Source organism: Leifsonia sp. 71-9 (genome assembly GCF_001898805.1).
Lineage (GTDB): Bacteria > Actinomycetota > Actinomycetes > Actinomycetales > Microbacteriaceae > Leifsonia.
The window spans coordinates 64,372-89,209 of record NZ_MKVJ01000015.1 but is presented as its reverse complement, the minus strand read 5'-3'; the positions used below and the strand labels follow the sequence as shown (position 1 = coordinate 89,209).

Annotated in this window: 26 protein-coding genes and 1 tRNA gene; 10 read left to right on the top strand and 17 right to left on the bottom strand. The window is 70.4% G+C overall.

The window, feature by feature from the left end; all coding sequences use genetic code 11:
* The coding region (locus BGO91_RS09530) for a hypothetical protein (protein WP_290472522.1) at positions 1-363 on the top strand (363 nt) is incomplete at its 5' end.
* A gap of 739 nt (positions 364-1,102) precedes the next feature.
* Here BGO91_RS09530 and BGO91_RS09525 read toward each other — a convergent pair.
* The 3 genes from BGO91_RS09525 to BGO91_RS09515 form a co-directional block, all read right to left on the bottom strand.
* Positions 1,103-1,645, bottom strand: a complete 543-nt coding sequence (locus tag BGO91_RS09525) for a hypothetical protein (protein ID WP_290472521.1) — start codon at positions 1,643-1,645, stop codon at positions 1,103-1,105.
* Positions 1,642-2,145: a hypothetical protein gene (locus BGO91_RS09520; protein ID WP_290472520.1), complete on the bottom strand. Its 504-nt coding sequence runs from the start codon at positions 2,143-2,145 to the stop codon at positions 1,642-1,644. The genes BGO91_RS09525 and BGO91_RS09520 overlap by 4 nt, the downstream gene beginning before the upstream one ends.
* 62 nt (positions 2,146-2,207) lie before the next feature.
* Positions 2,208-2,681, bottom strand: a complete 474-nt coding sequence (locus tag BGO91_RS09515; protein ID WP_290472519.1) for a hypothetical protein — start codon at positions 2,679-2,681, stop codon at positions 2,208-2,210.
* 164 nt (positions 2,682-2,845) lie between these two features.
* Here BGO91_RS09515 and BGO91_RS09510 point away from each other — a divergent pair, with 164 nt between their 5' ends.
* Positions 2,846-3,940 (top strand): DUF998 domain-containing protein, encoded by a 1,095-nt coding sequence (locus BGO91_RS09510; protein WP_290472518.1) that lies wholly within the window; start codon positions 2,846-2,848, stop codon positions 3,938-3,940.
* A 137-nt stretch (positions 3,941-4,077) separates the two neighbouring features.
* Complete coding sequence (locus BGO91_RS09505) at positions 4,078-4,692, top strand: HdeD family acid-resistance protein (RefSeq protein WP_290472517.1); 615 nt, start codon at positions 4,078-4,080, stop codon at positions 4,690-4,692.
* Positions 4,693-4,765: 73 nt separating this feature from the next.
* Here BGO91_RS09505 and BGO91_RS09500 read toward each other — a convergent pair whose 3' ends face one another.
* Together BGO91_RS09500 and BGO91_RS09495 are read right to left on the bottom strand one after the other, a co-directional pair.
* Positions 4,766-6,763, bottom strand: a complete 1,998-nt coding sequence (locus BGO91_RS09500; RefSeq protein ID WP_290472516.1) for a S9 family peptidase — start codon at positions 6,761-6,763, stop codon at positions 4,766-4,768.
* Between the two features lie 9 nt (positions 6,764-6,772).
* Complete coding sequence (locus BGO91_RS09495) at positions 6,773-7,543, bottom strand: SDR family oxidoreductase (protein WP_290472515.1); 771 nt, start codon at positions 7,541-7,543, stop codon at positions 6,773-6,775.
* A 116-nt stretch (positions 7,544-7,659) separates the two neighbouring features.
* Here BGO91_RS09495 and BGO91_RS09490 point away from each other — a divergent pair, with 116 nt between their 5' ends.
* The 4 genes from BGO91_RS09490 to BGO91_RS09475 all read left to right on the top strand — a co-directional run bounded on the left by BGO91_RS09490 (position 7,660) and on the right by BGO91_RS09475 (position 10,389).
* The gene (locus BGO91_RS09490) at positions 7,660-8,178 is read left to right on the top strand and encodes an NfeD family protein (protein WP_290472514.1); all 519 of its coding nucleotides are present in this window, start codon (positions 7,660-7,662) and stop codon (positions 8,176-8,178) included.
* Complete coding sequence (locus BGO91_RS09485; RefSeq protein ID WP_290472513.1) at positions 8,175-9,152, top strand: SPFH domain-containing protein; 978 nt, start codon at positions 8,175-8,177, stop codon at positions 9,150-9,152. The genes BGO91_RS09490 and BGO91_RS09485 overlap by 4 nt, the downstream gene beginning before the upstream one ends.
* Positions 9,149-9,901, top strand: a complete 753-nt coding sequence (locus BGO91_RS09480) for a glycerophosphodiester phosphodiesterase family protein (RefSeq protein WP_290472512.1) — start codon at positions 9,149-9,151, stop codon at positions 9,899-9,901. The genes BGO91_RS09485 and BGO91_RS09480 overlap by 4 nt, the downstream gene beginning before the upstream one ends.
* 116 nt (positions 9,902-10,017) lie before the next feature.
* Complete coding sequence (locus BGO91_RS09475; protein WP_039921634.1) at positions 10,018-10,389, top strand: RNA polymerase-binding protein RbpA; 372 nt, start codon at positions 10,018-10,020, stop codon at positions 10,387-10,389.
* A 25-nt stretch (positions 10,390-10,414) separates the two neighbouring features.
* On the opposite strand, the gene lnt is transcribed toward BGO91_RS09475, so the two are convergent.
* The 10 genes from lnt to BGO91_RS09425 form a co-directional block, all read right to left on the bottom strand.
* Positions 10,415-11,965, bottom strand: coding sequence for an apolipoprotein N-acyltransferase (lnt, locus tag BGO91_RS09470; protein WP_290472511.1), 1,551 nt, complete (start codon positions 11,963-11,965; stop codon positions 10,415-10,417).
* A gap of 37 nt (positions 11,966-12,002) precedes the next feature.
* The gene (locus BGO91_RS09465) at positions 12,003-14,435 is read right to left on the bottom strand and encodes a DEAD/DEAH box helicase (protein ID WP_290472510.1); all 2,433 of its coding nucleotides are present in this window, start codon (positions 14,433-14,435) and stop codon (positions 12,003-12,005) included.
* A 9-nt stretch (positions 14,436-14,444) separates the two neighbouring features.
* Positions 14,445-15,236: a twin-arginine translocase subunit TatC gene (tatC, locus tag BGO91_RS09460; RefSeq protein ID WP_290472509.1), complete on the bottom strand. Its 792-nt coding sequence runs from the start codon at positions 15,234-15,236 to the stop codon at positions 14,445-14,447.
* 4 nt (positions 15,237-15,240) lie between these two features.
* Entirely contained in the window at positions 15,241-15,462 is a 222-nt protein-coding gene (tatA, locus tag BGO91_RS09455; RefSeq protein ID WP_021761604.1) for a Sec-independent protein translocase subunit TatA, read from the bottom strand.
* Positions 15,462-15,815 carry a hypothetical protein gene (locus BGO91_RS09450; RefSeq protein ID WP_290472508.1) on the bottom strand — a complete coding sequence of 118 codons (354 nt, stop codon included), beginning with the start codon at positions 15,813-15,815 and terminating at the stop codon, positions 15,462-15,464. The genes tatA and BGO91_RS09450 overlap by 1 nt, the downstream gene beginning before the upstream one ends.
* A gap of 9 nt (positions 15,816-15,824) precedes the next feature.
* Positions 15,825-16,799, bottom strand: coding sequence for a YafY family protein (locus BGO91_RS09445; RefSeq protein ID WP_290472507.1), 975 nt, complete (start codon positions 16,797-16,799; stop codon positions 15,825-15,827).
* Positions 16,792-17,826, bottom strand: coding sequence for a WYL domain-containing protein (locus BGO91_RS09440; protein ID WP_290472506.1), 1,035 nt, complete (start codon positions 17,824-17,826; stop codon positions 16,792-16,794). Before BGO91_RS09440 ends, BGO91_RS09445 begins: the two co-directional genes overlap by 8 nt.
* Before the next feature lie 19 nt (positions 17,827-17,845).
* Positions 17,846-18,748 (bottom strand): peptidylprolyl isomerase, encoded by a 903-nt coding sequence (locus BGO91_RS09435; protein WP_290472505.1) that lies wholly within the window; start codon positions 18,746-18,748, stop codon positions 17,846-17,848.
* A gap of 64 nt (positions 18,749-18,812) precedes the next feature.
* Positions 18,813-19,826, bottom strand: coding sequence for a tRNA (adenine-N1)-methyltransferase (locus BGO91_RS09430; protein WP_290472504.1), 1,014 nt, complete (start codon positions 19,824-19,826; stop codon positions 18,813-18,815).
* A gap of 7 nt (positions 19,827-19,833) precedes the next feature.
* Entirely contained in the window at positions 19,834-20,544 is a 711-nt protein-coding gene (locus BGO91_RS09425) for an HAD family phosphatase (RefSeq protein ID WP_290472503.1), read from the bottom strand.
* An 88-nt stretch (positions 20,545-20,632) separates the two neighbouring features.
* Here BGO91_RS09425 and BGO91_RS09420 point away from each other — a divergent pair, with 88 nt between their 5' ends.
* The gene (locus BGO91_RS09420) at positions 20,633-21,574 is read left to right on the top strand and encodes a proteasome assembly chaperone family protein (RefSeq protein WP_290472502.1); all 942 of its coding nucleotides are present in this window, start codon (positions 20,633-20,635) and stop codon (positions 21,572-21,574) included.
* A gap of 40 nt (positions 21,575-21,614) precedes the next feature.
* Here BGO91_RS09420 and BGO91_RS09415 read toward each other — a convergent pair whose 3' ends face one another.
* Together BGO91_RS09415 and BGO91_RS09410 are read right to left on the bottom strand one after the other, a co-directional pair.
* Positions 21,615-22,478: an undecaprenyl-diphosphate phosphatase gene (locus tag BGO91_RS09415; RefSeq protein WP_021763676.1), complete on the bottom strand. Its 864-nt coding sequence runs from the start codon at positions 22,476-22,478 to the stop codon at positions 21,615-21,617.
* 39 nt (positions 22,479-22,517) lie between these two features.
* Complete coding sequence (locus BGO91_RS09410; RefSeq protein WP_290472501.1) at positions 22,518-23,822, bottom strand: M20/M25/M40 family metallo-hydrolase; 1,305 nt, start codon at positions 23,820-23,822, stop codon at positions 22,518-22,520.
* Between the two features lie 156 nt (positions 23,823-23,978).
* On the opposite strand from BGO91_RS09410, the gene BGO91_RS09405 reads away from it, so the two are divergent.
* Both BGO91_RS09405 and BGO91_RS09400 read left to right on the top strand, forming a co-directional pair.
* A tRNA-Leu gene (locus BGO91_RS09405) sits at positions 23,979-24,063 on the top strand.
* Between the two features lie 155 nt (positions 24,064-24,218).
* Positions 24,219-24,838, top strand: a 620-nt coding sequence (locus BGO91_RS09400) for a cation diffusion facilitator family transporter (protein WP_290472500.1), incomplete at its 3' end; no start/stop codon positions are given.

Sequence of the window (24,838 nt, the reverse complement as noted above, 5' to 3'; positions counted from 1 at the left end):
CCGGTGACGGGCACCTGGACCCAACAAGACACCCTCGACACACCGCTCGACCCCGCCAACGCCAACCGGTACGCCTACGCCGGCGGTGATCCGGTCAACGGTTCGGATCCGTCAGGCCGGATCGGCGCCGCACTGCTCGCAAAGCTCATCGCCGCGGCATTTGCCGGCGGCTCGCTTCTAACGGTGCTGTCAGGTAGCAATCTAGTCTCCTACGTGGCGGGTAGTGCGATCGAGTTCGCTTGCGATGCGATTGTGGGCGGCGCTACTGCAGGAGTCGGGCTAGTCGTCGGGGCGATCGGTTGCGGTGTTGTAGGCCAACTGGTCAGTGCAGCGATCGACACGTATGTTGATGAGAACTCTTGATGGAGAAAGGATCATGATGGCTGGGCGATCGAGCGGCAACATGCAGTTCCAGAGATTGTTTCTTAGCCTCGGAGCTCTACTGGGCGCGATCGCCACCATATTCCTCGCCGTAACGATCTTCTTCGCCAAGTCGCCCGCAGTCGGAATAGTGTTGACGATCGTGTTCGGGTTAGTAACGGCTTTCTGCGTTCTGCGGCTGGTGGCTTTGCGTGGTAGGTAAGTGTCCCTTAGAGCGCGTCAAGCGCATCGACCTGACATAATGTGCATTATCAGCGCAACACAATCAGGCAGCTCCAGAGCGCCTAGAACGACCCAGAAGCCGACAAGACCCGGCGCTCGACGATCTTCTCGCATGCACAGCACCCGTCATGAAGCACCGTGAGGGGGCGCCTGGCACCGCATTGTCCGAGTCGCAGATCCCGCTGCGAGAATCAACGGCACGCACACCACGCGCAACAACCCAGCCCGTCACACGTCAGCACCGCACCAGCCGCATTGCCGCATCCCGCTCCGCGAACCCCTCAACGCAAAGCTGACATAACGTGCACTGCTCCCGAATGTCACGAAGGATGTACACCCCCGACCCGCCCTCAGCCACCCGGACTCGTAAACTTGATCGAGTTGCGCACGGCCGATCGTCTTCCTGCCGCGGCCAGGGGGGCTCGGTGGATGCGACGAGGGCCGTGTGCAATCCCCTCTCCCCCTCGAGAACGCCTCGTACGGCTTTCCTGACCTTCGCTCAGTTTCCCACGTGCCCACCGCCGGCTGCCGCCTCCATCGCGGCGACCGCGTGGGACCGCTGCCGGCTCTCGTCACGCGCGCCGCGGGCGAGCCGGTGATCGATCCAAGCCTGGTACACCCGCTGCAGCGGCGCATCGCCGACGCGGTCCAGCCAGTCCAGCGCATCGAGGCCGTACGCCTCGAGGTCGTGATCGAAGTCGTCGGGGCCGTCGAGGCGGAACGGCACACCGTGTGCGCGGGCCCACGCGAAGACGGCGAGACCGATCGGCCGGTACTCGTCCCAGTGCGGCCCAGGAACTGATGAGCGGACGATCCGCGGCCACTCCGCGTAGCCGCGCTCGCTGTGGAACATCACCAGCATGCCGCCGCGCTGCACCTCGAGGTGCCACACGGCCATCTGCTCCGGGCCCCACGCGGAGACCACCCGGCTGCCGTCGTCGAGCAGCAGCCGGGCGAATCGCGCCGCCTCGGGACGCTGCTGCGCGTAGTCGTCGAGGAAGGCGGATACCGCATCGGCCGCAGGCGGATCGGCCGTGGTCACGAGAGGGTTCCGCGGAGTGCGCGGCGCTGCCGCTCGCTCGGGATGGCGAACAGCCCCGTCTCCGGATCGACGAGCGCCTCGATGCGGTCCCCGACCTCGTACCCGCGCGCCGCCGCGCAGACGTACTCGACCTGGAACGCCGGAACGTCGAGGTCCGCGAAGCGCAGCGTGAGGGTGACGCCGTCCTCGTCCGCGAACATCGCGGGCCCGATCGCCACGACCTCGCCCCGCGCGAGCCGTCCGCGCTCGCCCAGCAGGGCGGCCTCCCGCTGCTGACGCCCGATCATCCGCCATTTGGCGAGCGCGAACGGGATGACGAACACGCTGAGCGCGGCGCCGACGAGCATCGGGATCCACCAGTCCGCGCCCGCCACGAGCCCGACGCACATGATCGCGGGCCCGACAGCCAGGGTTGCGACCACTCCCCCGTAGGCGAGGAACAGCCCGAGCGCACCGCGCGGTCGCGGCCGCGTCGCTCCCGAAGCGTCCCCCATCTCCATGCGGGGAGACTATCCGCCGCGCGGAGGGAGCGACAAGGTCCGCCAGGGCGCGAACGCACGGCTCAGCCGGAGACGACCCGCACGAGCACGTCCACCGCCAGCACGACGACGACCAGCCCGACGACCAAATCGGTCCACGTCGCGAGCGCCTCCTGCGCGTTCTTGCCCCTCTTCGGCACGTGTATCACGCCCGCGATGAGCAGGAAGAGTCCGCCCGCCAAGCCGGCCGGCAACGCCCATCCCGGCACCAGCGCCAGCAGGCCAGCGAGACCCATCCCGATGTTCGCCATTCCGAGCTCGCGCACGAGCTGCTTCTCCGGCACGGTCGGCGCAGCGGCCCCGAGGATCTCGGTCGTCGGCCCTTTGCCGGAGACCTGGGCGATCCCGGCCACGAGCAAGCGCGTGCCGACGCCCCAGAACACCCACCACTTGCCGAACACCAGCACCGGATCCCCGCCCGCGACGGCGAGCTCCACGATGCCGGAGATGATCGGCAGCGCCACGGTCTGCGCGATGACCAGGATGACGTACCCCACGGCTCCCCTCCTTCGGGTCGGGATCGACGGGAAAACCGTAGCGGGGAACAGCGCCCGCGGCATCCCCCACTCCCCCGCGCCTACTACCCAAACCCCCGGCCGACCGCGATACTCGGGCCGTCGGCGCGGTGAACGACACCGAGTGCGCCGACGGGGAGGTCGCCATGACCGACGCGCAGCGTGCACAGTCAGCCCGACGGGATGCGGCATCCTCCGCTCCCGCGCTCCGGGAGGAGGGTGCGGCGATCATCGCGGGCGCCGCCGGGTTCGTGCTGACCGCACTGGTCGCAGTGCCGTCGTTCTGGGGGCAGACCCTCCCGATCGCCGGGCCGGGATCGGTCTCGCAGTTCGCCGCGATCGCCGCCGGGGTGGTCGCGATCATCGCCTACCCCGTCGGCCGCCTCTGGCGACGCGAAGGCCTCACCCCGTTCGACAGCCGCGCGCCCGGCGTGCCGCGCTCCCGCACCTCCGCCGCCGACGTCTTCGACACCGTCGTGATCGCCTTCGCGCACGGCGTGATCGCACTGCTGCTCTGGATCGTGCTGGGCGCCGTGCTCGCCGACGCGTTCCAGGGGGCCTCCGTGTACGCCCTGGCCGCTGTGGTCCTCGCCGCTGCCGTCGCGGGCGTCACCGCCTACGCCGTGTTCCTCTCCGGAGCCGGGATGGACATCCTCCGCCTGTCGACGGTCCTCGCCGTCTTCGCGGTCGTCGGCATCCTGGCCGCCATGCTCAGCGCCCCCGATCCCGACTGGTGGCGGTTGCACCTGAGCGCCCTCGGGATGACGTCGAGCGTGTCCTCCCTCACCTTCAACCTCACGCTCATCGTCACGGGCGTCATCGTCACCGCGATCGCCCGCTACGCGACGGACCTCCGCGACGTCGACGACCCGCGCCGCCGCCGCGGACTCGTGCGCGTGCGGGTCTGCCTCCTGCTGATCGGCGTCCTACTCGCCGGTGTGGGCGTCTTCCCCCTCAGCGTCTCGCAGCTCCTGCACAACGTGTCGGCGGTCGGGATGGTGCTGGTGTTCGCGCTCCTGGTCTTCTGGGTGCCGGCAGCGCTCCCCCAGGCTCCCCCGGCGTTCTTCGTGCTCGGCTACGTCTTCTTCGCCACCATCGTCGGCGTCCTCGTCTTCTTCGCCATCGGGTACTACGTGCTGACGGCGGCGGAGCTGGTGGCGGGCGTCCTGGTGTTCAGCTGGCTCATCGTGTATCTACGGGTCAGCGGCGCGGCCCAGGTCGGCAGAGCGACGGCCGCCTAGGCCGCGGAGTGTCCGTGGATCCGCGTGGCCCAGCGGTGACGCGCCCGAGAACGGTCACCCCTTCGCAGCGGCGACCCCGGGCGCTAAGGTCATGCACGGGACGCATGGCGCGCCCCCTCCACCGAAAGGGCAACACGATGACGTCCACCGATCCCGTCGACACCGTCCTGCACGACTTCTCCCTCGACGCGAAGAACCTCACCCGCTCCGCGATCAACGGCATCCGCGCGACGATCGGCATCAGCGGCGCCGTGGCGTTCATCCTCGGCGTCGTGCTGCTGTTCTGGCCGGCGAAGACCATCGCCGTCCTCGCCGTGTTCCTGGGCATCTACTTCGTCGTCGCGGGCGTGATGCGTCTCGCGATCGGCATTTTCAGCAAGGGCATCGGCGGCGGGCTGCGCACGCTGAACATCCTGCTCGGCGTGCTGCTCGTCGTCGCCGGCGTCGTCTCGCTGAAGAACGTGGCGACCGCCGCGACCGTCCTCGTGATCTTCGCCATCGCGTTCGTCGGCGTCGGCTGGATCATCGACGGCGTGATGGCGCTGGCCGAGTCGGGCCGCACGCCGAACTCGGGCTGGGCGATCGCCTTCGGCATCCTCAGCATCCTGGCCGGCATCGTCGTGCTCGTCCTGCCGGCGTCGTCGGCCGCGTTCCTGATCCTGTTCTCGGCGATCGCGCTGATCGTGCTCGGCATCATCGGCGTCGTCCGCGCGTTCACCTTCGGTCGCGACGTGCTGGCCGCCGCGAAGTAGCCTCCCGCACACGACGGAACGGCCCCGCCTCGAGAAGAGGCGGGGCCGTTCGACGTCCGGGGCTGCTCGCCCGCTACGCGTGGTTGAGCGCCGACGGGAGGTGCTTCGCCCACCAGTCGAGGATGATGTCGAACCGCTCGCGCCGGTGACGGGGACGGCCGCCACGGCTCAGCTCGTGGTCCTCGCCCGGGAAGATCACCAGTTCGGCCTCCGCCCCGTTGCGCTTCAGTGCCGCGTAGTAGCGCTCGGCCTGCGGCAGCGGGCAGCGGAGGTCGTCCTCCGAGTGCAGGACGAGGGTCGGCGTCGTGACCTGACGGACCACGGCCTGCGGGCTCTGCGACCGCATCAGCTCCGGGTCGGTGCCGGTGTACTCGTCGCCGAAGAAGCTGCCGATGTCGCTGGTGCCGACGAACGCCTCCGGGTCGAGGAACCCGCGCTCGACGATGGCGGCCGCGAAGCGGTGGTCGTGCGCGATCGTCCAGGCGGTGAGATAGCCGCCGTACGAGCCGCCCATGATCCCGACGCGTTCGGCGTCGAGTCCGGGGGTCTCGGCGATCGCGCCGTCGAGGAAGTCGAGCACGTCCGTCAGATCGACCGTGCCCATCCGCTGACGGATGACGCGGCCGTGCTCCTGCCCGTAGCCGGCGGCGCCGCGCGGGTTGCACATCACGACCGCGTACCCGGCGGCGACGTAGACCTGGGCCTCGTCGAAGAGCGCCCCGGTGTACGCCGCGTACGGGCCGCCGTGGATATTGAGGAGCACGGGATGCGGCCCCTCGCCCTCCGGCACGAGCACCCACCCGTGCACCGGGTAGCCGTCGCGCGCGGTGACGGTGATCTCCCGCGGCTCGACGATCCCGGTCGCGCGCAGGGCGGCGGAGAAATCGGTGAGCCGGCGCAGCCCGTGCGGGGTGAGCAGGGCGGCGTCGCCGGCGGTGTCCGCGTCCGCGATGCTCAGCACGACGACGTCCCCGGCGACGCCGACACCGTTCACGACGGTGGTGTCGTCGGTCAGGCGCGTGGAGGCGCCGTCCGCGGTGACCTCGGTGAGCACGAGCGCGCCGCGCGAACGATCGCGCACGAGCACGGAGTCGTCGCGGTACGCGACGATGTCGGACTCGGTGAAGTCCTGGCTCTCGGCGTCCGTCAGCAGGCGCGGAGCCGCGTCGTGGCCATCGATGGCGTACAGGGCGGCGTTGCGGCCGACGAAGTCCCGGCCGCTCTCCCCCACGTCCTGAGCGGTGAAATAGAGCACGCCGTTGAGCCCGTAGGCGAGTTCCCCGATGGAGAAGTCGCCGTGGGCGCCGGTCGCATCCACCGGCTCGCCCGACCCGTCGGCGGGCAGCAGGAAGACGTTCGCCCGGAGGTCGTCGTCGCGCGTCTCGTGCCGGGCCGAGACGAAGGCGATGGTCGCACCGTCGGGCGAGAACGCGAGGGAGCCGTCGTCCCAGGGCCCCGAGGTCAGCTGCAGCGGCTCGGCCACCGTCGGGGCGGGCTCCGTGGAGCCGTCCGGCGCGGCGACGGGGGTCGGGGCAGGTTCGGCCCACACGTCCGGCACCGGCACGAGGAACACGTGCGCACGGCGGTCGGTGATGTAGCCGAGGCCGTTGGCGCGGTAGTTCAGCGTGTCGAACCGGCGCGGGCGCTCGCTCGCGGGGTCGATCCCCTCCACCGTGCCGTAGCGGCCCTGCTCGGGCACCCGGCTGACGAACGCGATCGAGCGGCCGTCCGGCGACCAGGCGAACCCGGAGACGCCGAGCTTGCGATCGGTCACCTGCACCGGCTCGCCGCCGGCGGCATCCACGACGTAGAGCTGGGGTGCGGACTTCGGCACCGACCGCAGGAAGGCGAGCAGCCGGCCGTCCGGGGAGAACCGGGGCGCGCTGTCGCGGAACCCGCGGGTCAGCCGGCGCGGCGCGGCGTGGCCGGTCAGCGGGATGGTCCAGAGCTGGCCGACGGTCGCGTCGGCCGCGAGGGAGGGATGGGTCACCGACACGACCGCGCGCCCGCCTCCGGGATGCACGGTCGGGGTCGAGACGCCGGTCAGCAGGTCGAGATCGCTCGCCTTCATGGCCGCCCCCTACTCGTCGACCGGCGTGAAGCTGGAGACGTCGCCCACGAGCCTCGTGTGGCCGACCGGGACGGGGTCGACGACCGCCGACGCCACCTCGGCCGCGAACTCGCTGACGTTGTAGAGCTTGCCGGCGGCCTCCTTGCGGGCTTCGATCGCGGTGGGGTTGAGCCGGTTGAGGAGGGTCGCCGTGATGGTGCCCTCGATCATGTCGCCGGAGACGACGACGAAGTCGATGCCCTTCTCCTCCAGGGTCGGCAGGAGGTCGCGCAGCGCGTCCTCCCCCGCCCGCTTGCTGAGGGCGACGGCCTCGTACTCGGGCATCGTCGGCGTGGTGCGGATGAAGTGGGCCTGGTGGCTGGTCACGAACACGACGCGCGATCCGGCGCCGAGGAGTGGCAGGGCGGAGGTCAGCACGTTCACCTGGGCGTCGCGGTTCAGCTGCATCGCGTAGTCCTCGGCCATGCCCGACTCCATGCCGCCGGAGGCGTTGAGGACGAGGATGTCGAGACCGCCCCACTCGCTGCCGACGGTGTCGAACATGCCCGCGACGGAGGCGGGGTCGGTGAGGTCGGCGCCGACGACCAGCGCCGTGGCCCCGTTCGCGCGGAGGGCGTCCGCGAGCTTCACCGCGCGCGCCTCCTTGTTGCGGTAGTTGATCACGACGCTCGCGCCGGCCTCGGCCAGGTACTGCGCGGTGTCGGCGCCGATGCCTCGGGACGAACCGGTGACGAGGGCGCGCTTGCCGGCGAGCGAGCCGGGAGCGAGGGGGTTGGACACGAAGACTCCTAGAGTGTGCGGAAAACTGCATCCTGAGACTACCAAGTGGGTTCCGGCCGCACCGGTTCCGCACCTGATACCGTCAGGTAAGGACGCGCAGGGAAGGGGGCCCGATCATGGACATCACATCCTTCGCCTGGATCGCCTGGCTGGTGCTGATCCTGGTCTTCATCATCATCGAGATGCTCACGCTCGACCTCGTCTTCCTCATGATCGCGATCGGCAGCGTCGGCGGCCTCGTCTCCGGCTTCGTCGGCACTCCCTGGTGGGGTCAGCTGATCGTCGCCGCGGTGCTCTCGGTCCTCCTGCTGTTCTTCATCCGGCCGCCGCTGCTCCGCGCGCTCAAGCGCGGCGGCGATCCGGCCAAGAGCAACGTCGCCGCCCTGATCGGCATGGGCGGCCTGGTCGTCTCGACCGTCTCGCGCACCGGCGGCCTGGTGAAGCTCGCGATCGGCGAGACCTGGACCGCTCGTCTCGCCACCGCGTCCGACGGCGCCGTCGTCGTGTCCCCGGCCGCCGAGCTCGTCCCCGGCGAGCACGTCGTGGTCGTGTCCATCGAGGGTGCGACCGCGGTCGTCACCCCTGCCCCGGTGCCCTCGGGCGCCGACGGCATCACCGAGAGGAGTGCGTCGTGAACGATTCCAGTCAGCTCGTCACGACCATCGTGGTCATCGTGATCAGCGCGGTCATCGCGATCTTCGTGCTGGTCACCCTGTTCCGCGCGATCCGCATCATCCCGCAGGCCCGGGCCGGCGTCGTGGAGCGGCTCGGCCGGTACCACAAGACGCTCCTCCCCGGTCTGAACGTGGTGGTTCCCTTCGTCGACAAGGTGCGCCCGCTCATCGACATGCGCGAGCAGGTCGTCTCGTTCCCGCCGCAGCCGGTGATCACCGAGGACAACCTCGTCGTCTCGATCGACACGGTGGTCTACTTCCAGGTGACCGACGCGCGTGCGGCGACGTACGAGATCGCCAACTACCTGGGCGCCGTCGAGCAGCTCACGACCACCACGCTCCGCAACGTGGTCGGCGGCCTGAACCTCGAGCAGGCCCTGACCAGCCGCGACAACATCAACGGCCAGCTGCGGATCGTGCTCGACGAGGCGACCGGCAAGTGGGGCATCCGCGTCTCCCGCGTCGAGCTGAAGGCGATCGACCCGCCCCTCTCGATCCAGGACTCGATGGAGAAGCAGATGCGCGCCGAGCGAGACCGCCGCGCCGTCATCCTGACCGCCGAGGGCAACAAGCAGTCGGAGATCCTCAACGCCGAGGGACGCCGGCAGGCCGCCATCCTGAGCGCGGAGGGCGACGCCAAGGCGGCGGTGCTGCGCGCCGAGGGCGAGGCGCAGGCCATCCAGACGGTGTTCAGCGCCATCCACAAGGGCAACCCGGACAACCTGCTGCTCGCCTACCAGTACCTGCAGACCCTGCCGAAGATCGCCGAGGGCCCGGCCAACAAGCTCTGGATCATCCCGAGCGAGCTGACGGAAGCGCTCAAGGGCATCGGCCAGGCGTTCGGCGAGAAGGGCGCTGCCGCCGCTGCAGCGGCCACGGCCGACGGGACCGCGACGCCGGTGCCTCCGGCAGGCACCCCCGCTCCCCCGGCGTGAGCTTCCTCGACGGCCCGCGGCCGCGCGTGATCGCGCACCGCGGGCTGGCCCTCGACGCGCCGGAGAACACCCTCCTGGCCTTCTTGAAGGCCCTCACGGCGGGTGCAACGCACCTGGAGACGGATGTGCACGCCTCCGCCGACGGCGTCGCCGTCGTCAGCCACGACCCCGAGCTCGACCGCGTCGCCGGCCGGCCCGGTCGCGTCGACGGGATGCTGATGCGGGAGCTGCGCCGGGTGGAACTCGGGCACGACCAGCAGTTCTGCTCTCTCGCGGAGGCGCTCGACACCTTCCCCCAGGCGCGCTTCAACATCGACATCAAGGACGAGCGTGCGGCCGCCTCCGTGGTCACCGCGATCCGGGAGGCGCGAGCCGTCGACCGCGTGCTGATCACGAGCTTCTCGACGGCGCGGCGGCAGGCCGTCGCCGACGAGCTGCCGGGCGTCGCGACCTCCCCATCGGTCCCCGAGTTCGCACCGGCCCTCGCCGCTGCGAAGGCCGGCCTCACGCCCCTGGTTCGGCACTCCCTGCGCGGATTCGCGGCGGTGCAGGTCCCCGAACGTCAGGGCCCTCTGCGCGTCGTCAGCGCCCGCACGGTGCGCGCCATCCAGGCGGCGGGCGCCGAGGTCCACGTGTGGACCGTCAACGCCCCCGCCGACATGACGCGACTGCTCGATCTCGGCGTGGACGGGATCGTCACCGACCGGTGCGATCTGCTCGCCGCGCTGGCCGCCTCCCGGGCCGCCTGAGCCTGGGAGTCTTCTGGGAGGCTGTGAGCGTCCTGAGAGATCCGGCGGCCCGGAAAGAGAATCCCCAGCTTGACGGTTTATAACTGTGAGGATTCGCGCGAAGAGGAGACCACACGATGGCAGATCGCAGTTTGCGCGGAATGAGACTCGGCGCCCAGAGCTTACAGAGCGAAGAAGGCGTCGTCTACTCACCGCGTACCCGTTACACCTACCTGTGCCCCGAGTGCGGCAACGAGACCGAGACCGTGTTCTCGTCCGAGGCCGAGGCACCCGACACCTGGGAGTGCCGCCACTGCGGACACGAGGCCAGGAGACTGGTCGGCGACACCCCCGTCGAGGTCGACCACTCCGACGTCAAGGCGCCGCGCAGCCACTGGGACATGCTCCTGGAGCGCCGCACCCGCGCCGAGCTGGAGGAGCTCCTGGAGGAGCGCCTGCAGTACCTGCGTGCCCGCCGCGGCACCGGGGAGCGCAAGCACAGCGCCTGACCCCGTCAGCGACTCGAGGCCGCTCTCACCGCACCGGTGGGAGCGGCCTTCTCGCGTCCGGAGCCGGGTTGCGGCGGGCGCCGGCCGCGATCAGCAGCCCGAAGAGCCCGAGACCCGCCACCAGGAACTCGATCCCCCGGCTCAGCAGCGTGGCCGGCGTCGTCGTGGTGCCCAGCGGCACGTCCGCGATCATGTGGCCGGGAGTGAACGGCGGGATCTCCGAGATCGTCCGTCCGTCGGGCCCGATGATCTGGCTGCTTCCCACGGTGGAGATGTTCACCAGCGCCCGGCCCGCTTCGATCGCGCGCAGTCGGGCGATGGCGAGCTGCTGCTGGTTCTCGTCCGTCTTCCCGAAGTCGGCGTTGTTGGTCTGCGCCAGGATGACCTGCGCCCCGCCCTGCATCATGTCCGTCAGCAGCTGGTCGTCGACGATGTCGAAGCAGATCGAGATGCCCGCGCGCACACCGCCGATGTCGAACACGTTGTCGCGCGTGCCCGGGGTGTAGTCGCGGCCGATCAGGTCGATCAGGTCCGGCGCGAACGGCCGCCAGAACGCCCGATCCGGCACGTACTCCCCGAACGGCACGGGATGCTTCTTGTCGTAGTAGTCGACGGCGCCCTTGCCCGCCTCCCACTGCAGGGAGGAGTTGAAGTACTTGCCGTCGCGATACGTGATGGTCCCGACCACGAAGGTGGCGTCCATCCGGCGGCTGAGGGCGTCCAGGATGGCCGCCGACGAGGGGTCGCGCGTCGGGTCCGGCAGGGCGGCGCCCTCCGGCCACACGACGATGTCCGCCTTCTGGTCGGCGATCTTCAGCGTCTCCGCCACCTGCGCGTCGAGCACCGCGCCCACGGGCGCATCGTCGAAGTAGCCGGCCGGCCCGTTGCCCTGCACCGCTGCGATCCGGGTGGTCCCGTGCGTCGGCGTCGGCCACGCGGGGATCGCCAGCACGAGCGCGATCGCCCCGATCGCCAGCCCGGCCCGCGCGACGGCACGGAGGTCGACCGCGAACGCCAGTTCGACGAGCAGCGCCACCAGCCACACCATCACGAAGCTCAGCCCCGAGATGCCGAGCCACGCCACCAGCGGCGCGAACGGGCTCTCCGACTGCGACTCCGCGACCCGGCCCCAGGAGAAGCCGCCGTATGGCCAGTTGCCCGTCACATACTCCCGCAGCACCCAGAGCCCCGCGACGATCACCGGAACCAGGCCCACACGGCCCCACACGCCCGGCCACGCCCGCGGAACCCAGCGGTAGGCCAGAGTGATCAGGATGCCGCCCACGCCCCAGAACAGCGCCTCCAGGGTCGACAGGGCCACCCAGGGCACCGGGCCGAGGTAGAGCGCGGTCCACGCGACGTGCACCAGGTAGAACGACTCCCCCGCCAGCCAGCCGACGAGGAAGGCGGAACCCGCCCGGCGGCCGCGCTGCGCGAGCAGCACCATCGCGATGCCGAGGAAGGTGAGCGGCCACCAGCCCTTGTCCGGGAACCCGGCGTCGAGCACCGGCCCGGCGGCGATGGCCAGGAGGACCGCGAGCCAGAGCGGGAGCGGAGCGCGCGGGGTTCGGGTCACGAAGGGAGAGCCTAAAGCATCCGGCTCGGCAGGCCGCTCAGGCAACCGCGGAGTACGCGACGATGCCGCGACGGATCGCGTCGAGCGCCTGCCGCGCGGTGCGTCCGACGTTCCCCTGGGCGACGAGGGAGAGCTGGTCGAGCAGGTCGATCGTCTGCTTCGTCCAGCGCACGAAGTCGCCCGCGGCCATGTCGGCCTCCCGCAGCACCGAGTCCAGCGCCGCGCCGCGCGCCCACTGGTACATCGCCAGGGAGAGGGCGGTGGAGGGCGGCTCGCTGCCCGAGAGCCGGTTCTCGCGTTCGAGGTCGTCGAGCCTGCTCCAGAGCTCGATCGTGCGGTCGAGCGCGGGCCGGAACGCGCCGCGCGGGAGGGTGCGCTCGTGCGCGAGCCCCTCGTCGCGGCGCGGCTCGAAGACGAGCGCGCACGCCATCGCGGCCAGGCCGGGAGCGTCGAGCTCCTTCCACGCGCCACGGCGCAGGCACTCCGCGACCAGCAGGTCGCGTTCGCCGTAGATGCGCTTGAGGGTGCGCCCGTGCACGGTGAGCGCGGTGCCGCCCTCCTCCTCCACGAGGTAGCCGAGTTCCAGCAGCACGTCGGAGACGCGGTCGAACACCTTCGCCACGGCGCCGGTGCGCGACTGGATCTGGGCGCTGAGCCGATCGGTCTCCCGCTTGAGCTTCCACCAGCGCTCCGCCCAGCGCGCGTGCTTCTCGCGGTCGGGGCAGCGGTGGCAGGGGTGGTCCTTCATCCGCTTGCGCAGGGCGGCGAGCTGGCGCTGCCGTTTGTCGCGGTCGGCGCGGGACGTGTTGTCCAGCTTGGCGCCCTTGCGCTCGAGGTCGGTCAGTTCGCGGCGGATGCGCGAGTACTCGCGGAAGTCGCCGAGGTGGCACGTCATGGCCTCCTCGTAGCCCGCGAGGGACTCCTCCTGCTGCCGCACCTTGCGCGCCAGGTCGACGACAGCGCGGTCGGCCTGGAACTGCGCGAACGACGACTCCAGGATCTCGCGCGTGCGCGGCCGGCCGAACTGGTCGATGAGGTTCACGGCCATGTTGAAGGTCGGGCGGAAGCTGGAGTTCAGCGGGTAGCTGCGGCGGGAGGCGAGGGAGGCGACCGCCTGCGGGTCGAGGCCGTCCTCCCACTGGATCACCGAGTGGCCCTCGACGTCGATGCCGCGACGGCCGGCGCGCCCGGTCAGCTGGGTGTACTCCCCCGGCGTGATCGGCACGCGCGCCTCGCCGTTGAACTTCTCCAGCTTCTCCAGCACCACCGTGCGGGCGGGCATGTTGATGCCGAGCGCCAGTGTCTCCGTCGCGAAGACGACCTTGACGAGCTTGCGGCGGAACAGCTCCTCGACGACCTCCTTGAAGGCCGGCAGCATGCCCGCGTGGTGCGCGGCGACCCCGCGCTCGAGCCCCTCCAGCCACTCCCAGTAGCCGAGCACGGCGAGGTCCTCGTCGAGCAGGGTGCGGCAGCGCTCCTCCACGATCGCGCGGATCTCGTCGCGCTCGTGCTTCTCGGTGAGGCGGACGCCCGAGCGGAGCGTCTGGCGCACGGCCGCGTCGCAGCCGTTGCGGCTGAAGATGAAGAAGATGGCCGGCAGGAGGTTGCGCTCGCGCAGCACCTCGACGAACGCGGCCCGTTCCATCCGGAACGAGTCCGGCCGCCCGCCGCGCGAGTGGTACCGGCCGACGTCGCGCATCTGGCGGCTGCTGAGCACGCGGCCGCCGTACCGGGCCATCTGCACCAGCTCAGGGTTGACGCGGTTCGTCGTGGCCAGCCCCGACGAGTCGAACAGGTCGATCAGCTTCGACCGCATCAGGATGTGCTGCTCCAGCGGCACCGGGCGCTCCTCGGAGACGATCACGTCCGTCTCGCCGCGCACGGCCTGCAGCCAGTCGCCGAACTCCTCAGCGTTCGACACCGTGGCGCTGAGCGACACCATCCGGACCTCCGACGGGAGGTGGATGATGACCTCCTCCCACACGGCGCCGCGGAAGCGGTCGGCGAGGTAGTGCACTTCGTCCATGACGACGTACGCCAGATCCGAGAGCAGATCGGAGTCGGCGTACAGCATGTTGCGCAGTACCTCGGTCGTCATCACGACGATGCGGGCGTGCGAGTTGATGTTGGTGTCGCCGGTGAGCAGTCCGACCGACTCCGGACCGTAGGCCTCGACGAACTCCTGGAACTTCTGGTTGCTCAGAGCCTTCATCGGCGTCGTGTAGAAGACCTTCGCGTTGGCCTCCCGCATGGCGAGGAAGACCGCGAACTCCGCGACGATCGTCTTGCCCGCGCCGGTCGGCGCGGCGACCAGCACGCTGCGGCCCTCCTCCAGGCTCGCGCACGCCTCCCGCTGGAACGGGTCGAGGTCGAAGCGCAGCCCGGCCCGGAAGGTCTCCAGGATCGGCTGGGTGGCGCGCTGGCGCGAGGCGGCGAAACGCTCGGCCGGAGAGAGCTGCTGGTCGGTCACCCGTCCAGACTATGCCGCCAGCTCGGCCTCCAGCCGATCCGCGACCTTCGCCACGCGCCGATCGTGCAGCCAGGCGACCCCGTAGGCGGCGAAGTACAGGCCGACCATGGGGATGGCGAGCAGGAACATCGAGAGCACGTCGGCGGCCGGAGTAGCGATGGCGGTGAACAGCACGATCAGGATCAGCGCCCAGCGCCACGACGCGATGATCGACTTCGCGCTCAGGATCCCGACGAAGTTGAACAGCACCAGGAACACGGGCAGCACGAAGGCGATCCCGACCGCGAGCACCAGCTTCATGATGAAGTCGAAGTAGGTCTTGGCCCCGATGATCGCGGCGTCCTGCTCCGGCGCGAAGCTGGTGAGGAGGCTGACGATGTGCGGCACCAGCATCCAGCCGACGACGCCGCCGGCGATGAAGAGCGGGACGGCGGTGAAGAAGAAGCCGAAGGCGTACTTCAGCTCCTTGCGCGTCATGGCGGGCACGAAGAACGCCCAGATCTGGTAGAGCCACACCGGGCTGGAGATCACGGCGCCGATCGTCACCGCGACCTGCATCTTCAGGTCGAAGGCGCCGGTGATGCTGTCGTAGTTGAGAGTCGCTTCGCGGCCCTGCTGCGCGGCGATCTGGGTGATCGGGCCGCGGAGGGCGTCCATGACGAAATCGGCGAGGAACCAGCCGACGACGGCTCCCACCAGGAGCGCGATCGCCGATCGGAAGAGGCGTTTGCGAAGCTCGACGAAGTGCTCTGCGAGCGACATCCGCCCTTCGCGGTTCTTGCCTCGCTTGGTGGAGGCCACCGCGTTACGGCTTCGGCTTGGTCTCGGCCGACGAGTCCGTCACGGTCGGCTCGGACGAGGCGTCGGCGTCCTTGCCGTCCTTCTTCATCTCGTTGACCTCGCCCTTGAAGATGCGCATCGACTGACCGATGCTCTTCGCGAGCGCGGGGAGCTTCGGCGCACCGAAGAGGAGCAGGATCACTGCGAGGATGATGAGCAGATGCCATCCGGTGAGTCCACCGAGCATTATGGAGTCCTTCGAGTCACGTATTCAAAGCGCGAGGGGTCCGCTTTGACCAGTAGCTTACCGCGCCGCACCCGCGCATCCCTGCGAGCTTGCTTTGCGAACTCCCGATCGGCACGGGCCTGCGTGCGCTCCTGGCGCAGCTCGGCGGCGTCGGCGAAGACGGCGGGATGGAACGGCTCCTCGCGCAGGTCGTCCACGCGCGACTGCAGGATCTCCGCCTTCTCGAGCAGCGCCGACGCCTCCCGGCCGGCGGCCATGAGCTTGCGGAACAGGCTCCAGGCGAAGTACGCGAGCATGCCGAGCAGACCGAGCACCAGCACGGTCCAGATGACGAGCCACGACCACCACGGCATGCCGGAAGCCTACCGGTACCGGGCTGCGCCGGCGGCGGCCCACTCCCCGACGACCCGGCGGGCCTCCGGCGGGTCGAGCACGGTGAGCACGCCCGAGAGGCCGCCCGCGAGTCGCTTGAGGCCGTGGAAGTGCGCCACCCGCACGCTGGTGCGCACCACGCCGTCGAGCTCCCTGCGCTCGGCGCCCTCGGGGATGTAGTCCTCGATGAGCGGCACCGCGGAGGCGGAGACCTCGACGGTGACCAGCTGGTCGTCCGGCGTGCCCTCGAACAGCGTCTCCGGGAGGGTCACATCCCCCGGGCTGTACGCGATCGGCACGTCGGTCGCGGTGAGGTTCTCGATGCGGTCGAGGCGGAAGGTCCGCAGCGCGGTGCGCGCGTGGTCCCAGCCGCGCAGGTACCAGTCCTGGTCGATCGACTCCACGCGCAGCGGGTCGACGCGGCGGCGCTCCCGCTCGCCACGGGAGTTGCGGTAGTCGAAGTCGAGCCGGGTGCCGGCGATCACCGCATCCCGGATCACGGCCAGCGCCTCGTCGGTCTCGGAGCGGGCCACCGCGACCTCGCTGGGAGCGCCGGAGGCCCCGCGGGCGAGCTTCGCCATCAGGGAGCCGATCACGTCGCGGTCGGCGTTCTCCGGGAGGGCGGTGAGGTACTGGAGGCCGGCGATGAGCGCCGCCGCCTCCCGAGCCGAGAACCGGGGCGAGTCGTCGATGGAGACCTGGTGCGTGAGCACGATCCGGTCGTTGTCCTCGAAGTCGTCCCAGGAGATGTCGAAGAGATCCCCTGGCTGGTACGCGTTCGTCTCGCCCGGCACGCCGGAGACGGCGATCAGCCGCACGGCGTCGCGCAGCTGGTCCGGCTCGACGCCGAAGTGCGCGGCGGCCTCCGTCACGCTCACCCGGTCGCGGTCCATCAGGTACGGCACCAGGGCCAGCAGGAACGCGAGCTTGTCCTGCGCCTGCATCGGCCGGCGGCGGTCAGCCATCGAGCCCCTCCCCTGCTCCGTGGGCGCGCGCCGTGGCGAGCAGCCGGTCCAGCACCTGCTGCCGGAGCTCGGGCGGCGAGACCACCAGCACCTCCGGGCCGAAACTCGCCAGCTGGTCGGCGAGGATGTTGATGTCGGAGAAGTTCACGGTCAGCGTGACGGCCTCCCCGTCGCCGTGCACCGGGACCGCGTCGCCGTACCGCTTGCGCAGGCGCGTGGCGGCGTCCGTCCCGGCATCGACCCGGATCTCCGCGACGTTGGCCTCCCAGATCGCGTCGAGATCGGCGAGGGCCCGCTCGGCGAAGCCGTCGCCCTCCGGCTCGAACGTGCGGTTCGTGACCTTGACCGGGCCGACCATGCGCGAGAGCAGGAAGGTGCGCGAACCCTGCGCGTCCTGGTCGATGCCCTGCAGGTGCCAGCGACCCTGGTGCTGCACGAGCGCCAGCGGCGCGACCGTGCGCAGGCGCGACGCGGTCTCGCCGGGCTTGAGGTACGGGAACTGGACGATCGCGTGCCGCTCCAGCGCCTGGCTGAGCGGCTCGAACGCCGCCTCCCGCACGCGCAGCCGCGGGGCGTAGCCGACGATCGGCTCGTCGGCCTCCACGCCCAGCGAGCGCAGCTTCATCAGCGCGCGGCGCGACTCGCCCGAGAGAGAGCCCTCGCGCCAGACGGTCGCGGCGAGACCGAGCAGCGTGATCTCCTCCGGGGAGAAGACGACGTCCTGCGGGAGGTCGTACGCGCCCTTCGGGATGCGGTACCGCAGCAGCTGGTTGTTGCCGGAGGCCTCCGGGGACTCGACCGTCTCCAGCGGCACGCCGAGTTCGCGGATGTCGTCCTTGTCGCGCTCGAACTGCCGCTCCAGGCTGCTGTTGTCGCCGTGGGCAGCGTAGCGCTGGCGGTAGCCCTGCACGGTCGACAGGATCTCGTTCTTCGTCAGCCCCGTCTCGGTCGCGAGCAGCGCCAGCACCAGGCTGAACAACCGCTCCTCGACAGGGACGCGCGACGGCGAGGACGAGGTTTTCGGCACCCGTCCATCCTAGTCGCGGCTAGCGGACTCCGAGGATGTCGACGACCCACGCGGCGGCCGGGAAGGCGCTGTCCTTGGGGGTCTCGATGACGACCTGCGAGCCGACCTTCTGCCCGACGAGCTCCTTCAGCATGGACTGCGGGAGCACCGAGCTCGACTGGTTCTGCAGCGAGCTCTGGCCGCTCGCGATGTCGACGAGGTCGGGCGAGGTCGTCCAGCTGCTCGTGACGACGTTCTTCTGCTCCCAGCCCACGGCCGTGTACTGGAGGATCGCCTGGCTGTCCTTCTTCACCTCGGCGCCGTCGCCCTGCTTGAGCAGCTCGCTGCGCACCGTCGTGGGCGCCCCGCCCGACGACGGGATGGTGATGCCCGGCTGACCGGTCGGCGCGAGCACGACGGTCGGGAAGCCGGAGACCGACGGGCGCACGGCGCCGTTCGCGGCCGGGAGGAACGCCTTGACGACGTCGATGACGTAGATCGGCGACGGCGAGCCGGAGCCCGCGTCGGCGCCGGAGTCCTTCGGAGAGACCACGATGGCCACGCGCGACCCGACCGGGGCGCAGAGCAGGCCCTTGCTGATCGCGTCGGTGCCCGTCGCGTAGAGCTGCTTGGCCGAGCTGCTGCCCGCGACCTCGCCCGTCTCGCCGTTGACCACGCTGTACGTGACCTCGAGCATCTGGTTGCGCTGCACCTTCTCGCCCGTGCCCTCGGTGAGGATCGTGCGCTGCGAGGTGGTGGTGTCAATCGGCGCGGGGACCTCGATCTTGGGTGTCCCGCCGATCTTCCCGGTCGCGGTGACCAGGTCGGAGGCCTTGCCCGACGGGAGCGCCCCGTCGCAGCTCGCGTTCGGGTTCGACGAACAGCCGGTCAGCGCGACGGCCAGCAGGCCGGCGGCCACGACGAGTGCGGTAGCTCTGCGCACGGGTCCTCTTTCGATGCGAATCGGTGGGGAGGCCGGAGGTACGAGACCTCACGACCTCCTCATGCTAGTCGACGGTCGGGGCGTCCTCGTCCGCGTCGTCGCGGGCCTTGGCCAGCTCGGCGCTCGTCGCGGCCTCCCGCACCCGCTTGCGCAGGCTCTTCGGGCTGGACTGCCGCTCGCCGAGGGCGCCGGGAGTCCAGGCCTCGACGTCCGCGTCGGAGTAGTCGCTCTTCGACGGCCGGCGCTTGAGCTCCGGCAGGACGGTGTCGGGGGCGAGCCGCCGCGCGGTGAGGAGGAAGCCGGTGTGCGCGATCATGCGGTGGTCCGGGCGCACGGCGAGCCCCTCCACGTGCCAGCCGCGGACCATCGTCTCGCTCGACTGCGGGTGCGTGAAGTTCCCGGTCGCCCGGATGGCCTCGGCCACGCGGGAGAGCTGCGTGACGGTGGCGACGTAGCAGATGACCACGCCGCCCGGCTTGAGCGCGGTCGTGACGGCGTCGAGGGTCTCCCAGGGCGCGAGCATGTCGAGCACCACGCGATCGACGGAGCCCGGCTCGACGGCGGCGGGCAGCGCCTCCTGGAGGTCGCCGACGGACACCGTCCAGTTCTCGGGATCGGAGCCCAGGAAGGTGGCCGCGTTGTCGCGCGCCACCTCGGCGAACTCCTCGCGCCGCTCGAACGAGTGCAGGCGCCCCTCCGGGCCGATCGCGCGGAGGATCCAGAGCGAGAGCGCCCCCGAGCCGACGCCCGCCTCGACGACGGTCGCGCCCGGGAAGATGTCGGCCAGGGCGAGGATCTGCGCGGCGTCCTTCGGGTAGACGATCGCCGCTCCGCGCGGCATCGACATGACGAAGTCGGTGAGGAGCGGGCGCAGCGCCAGGTGCTCGACGCCGGCGTTGTTCGTGACGACGGAGCCGTCGGGGAGGCCGATGATGGCGTCGTGCTCCAGCACGCCACGGTGGCTGTGGAACAGCTTTCCCGGGACCAGCGTGATGGTGTTCATGCGGTTCTTGGGTCCGGTCAGCTGCACGCGGTCGCCCGCGCGGAAGGGGCCGGAGCTGCGTCGTGTCTCGTTCATCGGGTGTCTACGCCTTCGGGGTCTGCGTGCGGGCCGCGGCGACCGCGGCGATGTCGTCGGCCGTACGGCCGTCCAGGGTGGTCCAGATGGTGTGCTCGTCCGACGCGGGGATCGGCACGATGTGCGGCACGCCGATCGACATGGCGCCGGAGGCGACCGCCGCGGCGAGGCCGACCAGCGAGTCCTCGATCGCGACCGCGTCGCGCGGGTCGACGCCGAGCTGCTCCGCCGCGCGCAGATACGCCTCGGGGTGCGGCTTCGGCTGCTCGACCTCGTCGCCGCTGACGATCAGGTCGAACGCGTCGAACGGGATGTGCGAGACGATCTGCTCCGCCATCCTCCGCACCGACATGGTCACGAGCGCGGTGGGCACGCCGCGCTCCCGCAGCGACGACAGCAGCTCGCGCGCGCCGGGCCGCCAGGGCACGCCCTCGGTGTCGAGCTTCTGCTGCACTCGGTCGGTCAGCCACGAGACGATCGCGTCAGCGTCCATGTCCACGCCGTGCGAGCGGAGGATCTCCGCGGACGTCCAGAGGCCCTGCCCGACGAGCAGGAGGGCGTCGTCGTGGGTCCAGGTGCCGCCGAACGAGGAGACGAGCTCCTCCTCGGATGCCATCCAGTACGGCTCGGTGTCGACCAGCGTGCCGTCCATGTCCCAGAGCACGGCGGCCGGGAGGAGCGAGCGGTCGGAGGCGGTGGCGGGGATCGGTGCAGTCACGGGCCACAAGTCTATCCGTACGCACTCGGGCCTATTCTGGAGGGACGGCGGTCGAACGGTCGCGTGGAGAGGACCAGGTACAGCTCAAGTGACTGACGCAGACAGCATTCTCGACGGGCGCATCCTCGTGGTCGCCTTCGAAGGCTGGAACGACGCCGGCGAAGCGGCCAGCGGCGCGGTGAAGACGCTCAAGGAGCAGCTCGACGTCGTGCCCATCGCCGAGGTCGACCCCGAGCTCTACTTCGACTTCCAGTTCAACCGCCCGGTGGTGGAGGAGCAGGACGGGCGCCGCCGCCTGGTCTGGCCGTCCGCGATCGTCTACGGTCCCGCGCTCCCCGGGCATGTCCCCGACGGCCTGGCCGACGACGCCGAGCTGAGCGTGACGGGCGACAACGCCGGCAACATCTTCCTGCTCGTCGGCACCGAGCCCTCCCGCAGCTGGCGCAGCTTCACCGCCGAGATCATCGACGTGGCGCTCGCCGCCGACGTCGGCGCGATCGTCTTCCTGGGCGCCATGCTCGCCGACGTGCCCCACACCCGGCCGATCTCGGTGTTCGCGTCGAGCGAGAACGCGACCGTCCGCGCGCAGCTGGGCGTCGAGCGCTCCAGCTACGAGGGCCCGGTCGGCATCCTGAGCGCGCTCGCCGAAGGCGCGGAGGACGTCGGCATCCCGACCATCATGATCTGGGCGTCGGTGCCGCACTACGTGCACAACGCGCCGAGCCCGAAGGCGGTGCTCGCGCTCATCGACAAGCTGGAGGAGATGGTCGACGTGACCATCCCGCGCGGCTCCCTGGTCGAGGAGGCCGGTGCGTGGGAGGCGGGCATCGACGCGCTCGCCGCCGACGACGAGGAGATGGCGGCCTACATCCAGCAGCTGGAGCAGGCGCGCGACACGGTCGACTCCCCCGAGGCGAGCGGCGAGGCCATCGCCCAGGAGTTCGAGCGCTACCTGCGCCGGCGCGACGGCAAGGACGGCCGCGACGGCGGGACCGCCGGGCGCGCGCCGGACGACCCGCGCCGGGGCTGAGAACCGGCCGGGGCCGGCCTCTCGAGGCCGGTCGACGCGGTCAGGCGGCGAGCACGCCCGTGCCGAGCAGGATCATCAGCAGCACGCCGAGCGCGACGCGGTAGATCACGAACGGCAGGAAGCTGCGGCGCGAGATGTAGCCCATGAAGAACGCGATGACCAGCAGACCGACGACGAAGGCGACCAGGGTCGCCGCCGCGGTCTCGGCGGGCCCGAAGACCTCCACCGTGCAGGTGCCGGCCTTCGCCAGCGCCTCCGTGCAGGGCTCCTTGATCGCCTTGTAGAGCTGGTAGAAGCCGCTGCCGAACACCGCGGGCAGCGCCAGCAGGAACGAGTAGCGTGCGGCCGCGCGGCGCTGATACCCCATGAACAGCCCGGCGGTGATCGTGCCGCCCGAGCGCGACACGCCCGGGATGAGCGCGAGCGCCTGCGCGAAGCCGAAGATGATGCCGTGGCCCCAGGTCAGCTCCTTGAGCCGGCGCGTCTTCGCTCCCACCCAGTCGGCGATGCCGAGCAGGATGCCGAACACGATCAGCGTCGTCGCGACGATCCAGAGCGAGCGGAAGGTCGTCTCGATCGCGTCCTGGAAGAACAGCCCCAGCACCACGATCGGCACGCTGCCGAGGATGACGAGCCAGCCCATCTTCGCGTCCGGGTCGTTGCGCGGGATCTTGCCGAACAGCGCCAGGAACCAGCGCGAGATGATCCGCGTGATGTCCTTCCAGAAGTACAGGAGGACGGCGGCCTCGGTGCCGAGCTGGATGATCGCGGTGAACCGCGCTCCCGGGTCGCCTCCGGTGCCGAGCAGCTCGCCGACGATGCGGATGTGCGCGCTCGACGAGATCGGGAGGAACTCCGTGAGTCCCTGGACGAGCCCGAGGATGAGGGCGTTGATGAACTCCATGCGTCGCTTTCGCCAGGTCGGTGGATCGGGGGCCGCGGCTCAGTAGCTGCTGAGCAGGTCCCGGAGCACGGCCCTACCGAACACTAGCGCGTCGAGCGGGACGCGCTCGTCGACGCCGTGGAACATGCCGGGGAAGTCGAGATCCTTCGGCAGGCGCAGCGGGGCGAAGCCGTAGCCGGTGATCCCGAGCTTGCTGAGCGCCTTGTTGTCCGTGCCGCCGGAGAGCAGGTACGGGAGCACGGGCGCTCCCGGGTCGTGGCGCTCCAGCGTGCCGGTGATCGCGTCGATCAGCTCGCCGCCGAAGTCCGCCTCCAGGCCGATGTCGCGGTGCATGATCTGCACCTGCACGTCGTCGCCGATGAGACGCTGCACCTCGGCGAGCACGCGGTCCTCGTCGCCGGGCAGCGTGCGGATGTCGACCAGCGCCTCCGCGGTGTCCGGGATGACGTTGTGCTTGTACCCGGCCTCGAGCAGCGTCGGGTTCGTGGTGGCGCGCAGGGTCGCGAGGATGAATCCCGCGGCCGTGCCGGTGCGGAGGACGACCTCGTCGGGGCCGACGCGCTCGGGGTCGACGTCGAGCAGACGGCCCAGCTCGTCGATGAGGCGGGTGGTGGTCGCGGTCAGCTGGATCGGCCAGTCGGTGCGGCCGATCGCGACGACGGCCTCGGCGAGCCTGGTGATGGCGTTGTCGCGGATCAGCCGCGCGCCGTGGGCTGCGGTCCCGCGGGCGATCAGCTTGATCCAGACGAGGGACTTCTCCCCCGTCTGCAGCAGGTAGGCCCGACGACCCTCGAGGTCGATCGAGTAGCCGCCGACCTCGCTGATCGCCTCGGTGGCGCCGGCGAAGAGCTCGGGGTGGTTGTCGACGAGGTGGTGGGAGCCGCGCCGGCCGCCGTCCTCCTCGTCGGCGAAGAACGCCACGACCAGATCGCGCTCGGGCTGCTCCCCCGCGTTCAGGATGTCGCCGACCGCGGTCAGGATCATCGCATCCATGTTCTTCATGTCGACCGCGCCGCGGCCCCAGAGCAGGCCGTCCTTGATGACGCCGCCGAACGGGTCGACGCTCCAGTTGCGCGGGTCGGCGGGCACGACGTCGAGGTGGCCGTGCACGACGAGGGCCGGCTTCTGCGGGTTGCGCCCGGCGACCCGCGCGACGACGCTGGTGCGCCCGGGGTCGGAGTCGAAGAGCTGCGGCTTCAGGCCGAGGGCGCTCAACCGCGCCTCGACGTACTCGGCGGCGTCCGTCTCGCCGTTGGACTTGCCCTCCCCGTAGTTCGTCGTGTCGAAGCGGATCAGGTCGCGGGCGATGATCGCGGTCTCGTCCAGCGTGGAGTCGTCGGTCATGGCCTCCACGCTACCGGGCGCCGGGCGCGCGACGGCCCCGTCGTGACGGCGAGTGACGCGCCACGCCCGGGATGCTCGGCCGATGTGAATCCGGGCCCGGTATCCGTGCTAATGTCTTTCTTCGGCAGCCGGTTCGTCCGGAAGCCGCGAACACCTGTCCGGGTGGCGGAAATGGCAGACGCGCTAGCTTGAGGTGCTAGTGCCCGTATAGGGCGTGGGGGTTCAAGTCCCCCCTCGGACACAACAGAAGGCCCCGGTCGAAAGACCGGGGCCTTCGTCGTTCCCCGCGACGCCTCCCCCTTCCCGAACATTCGTGCCGAATGTCGGGAATGGCGCTGGCATTCACGACATTCGGCACGAATGTGCGGGGTGGAAACGGGGACTATCGTGGCCGCCATGGCCTCGAAGCGGGAATCGTCCAGCGTCTTCACGGTGATCCTCGCCCTCGGCGCCAACGTGCTGGTCGCGATCGCGAAGACCATCGCGGCGGCGCTCACCGGTTCAGCGTCGATGGTCGCCGAGGCGGCGCACTCCTGGGCCGACTCCGGCAACGAGATCTTCCTGCTACAGGCCGAGCGCTCGGCCGCCCGCCCGCGCGACTCCGCCCATCCGGGAGGCTACGGTCGCGAGTCGTACGTCTGGAGCCTGTTCGCCGCGGTCGGGCTGTTCACCGCCGGCGCCGTCGTGTCGATCATGCACGGCGTCTCCGAGCTCGGCTCGAACGAGCGCGAGGCGGACTACGCGATCGCGTACGGCGTGCTCGCCGTGTCGTTCGTCTTCGAGGGCGTCTCCTTCCTCCAGTCGTACCGCCAGGCACACAAGCTGGCCAGCGAGCGCGGCACGAGCACCGTCGAGCACATCCTCAGCACCTCCAACCCGACACTGCGCGCGGTGTTCGCCGAGGACTCCGCCGCGCTCATCGGCCTCGTCATCGCGTTCGCGGGCATCCTGCTGCACCAGCTCACCGGGCAGGCGGTCTTCGACGCGCTCGGCTCGATCCTCGTCGGTGTGCTGCT

Bases quoted from the DNA above. Each gene is read 5' to 3' on its own strand.
- BGO91_RS09520 (WP_290472520.1), bottom strand. From the start codon at position 2,145: ATGGAGATGGGGGACGCTTCGGGAGCGACGCGGCCGCGACCGCGCGGT.
- BGO91_RS09510 (WP_290472518.1), top strand. From the start codon at position 2,846: ATGACCGACGCGCAGCGTGCACAGTCAGCCCGACGGGATGCGGCATCC.
- BGO91_RS09505 (WP_290472517.1), top strand. From the start codon at position 4,078: ATGACGTCCACCGATCCCGTCGACACCGTCCTGCACGACTTCTCCCTC.
- BGO91_RS09500 (WP_290472516.1), bottom strand. From the start codon at position 6,763: ATGAAGGCGAGCGATCTCGACCTGCTGACCGGCGTCTCGACCCCGACC.
- BGO91_RS09490 (WP_290472514.1), top strand. From the start codon at position 7,660: ATGGACATCACATCCTTCGCCTGGATCGCCTGGCTGGTGCTGATCCTG.
- BGO91_RS09475 (WP_039921634.1), top strand. From the start codon at position 10,018: ATGGCAGATCGCAGTTTGCGCGGAATGAGACTCGGCGCCCAGAGCTTA.
- tatA (WP_021761604.1), bottom strand. From the start codon at position 15,462: ATGCTCGGTGGACTCACCGGATGGCATCTGCTCATCATCCTCGCAGTG.
- BGO91_RS09450 (WP_290472508.1), bottom strand. From the start codon at position 15,815: ATGCCGTGGTGGTCGTGGCTCGTCATCTGGACCGTGCTGGTGCTCGGT.
- BGO91_RS09445 (WP_290472507.1), bottom strand. From the start codon at position 16,799: ATGGCTGACCGCCGCCGGCCGATGCAGGCGCAGGACAAGCTCGCGTTC.
- BGO91_RS09430 (WP_290472504.1), bottom strand. From the start codon at position 19,826: ATGAACGAGACACGACGCAGCTCCGGCCCCTTCCGCGCGGGCGACCGC.
- BGO91_RS09415 (WP_021763676.1), bottom strand. From the start codon at position 22,478: ATGGAGTTCATCAACGCCCTCATCCTCGGGCTCGTCCAGGGACTCACG.
- BGO91_RS09410 (WP_290472501.1), bottom strand. From the start codon at position 23,822: ATGACCGACGACTCCACGCTGGACGAGACCGCGATCATCGCCCGCGAC.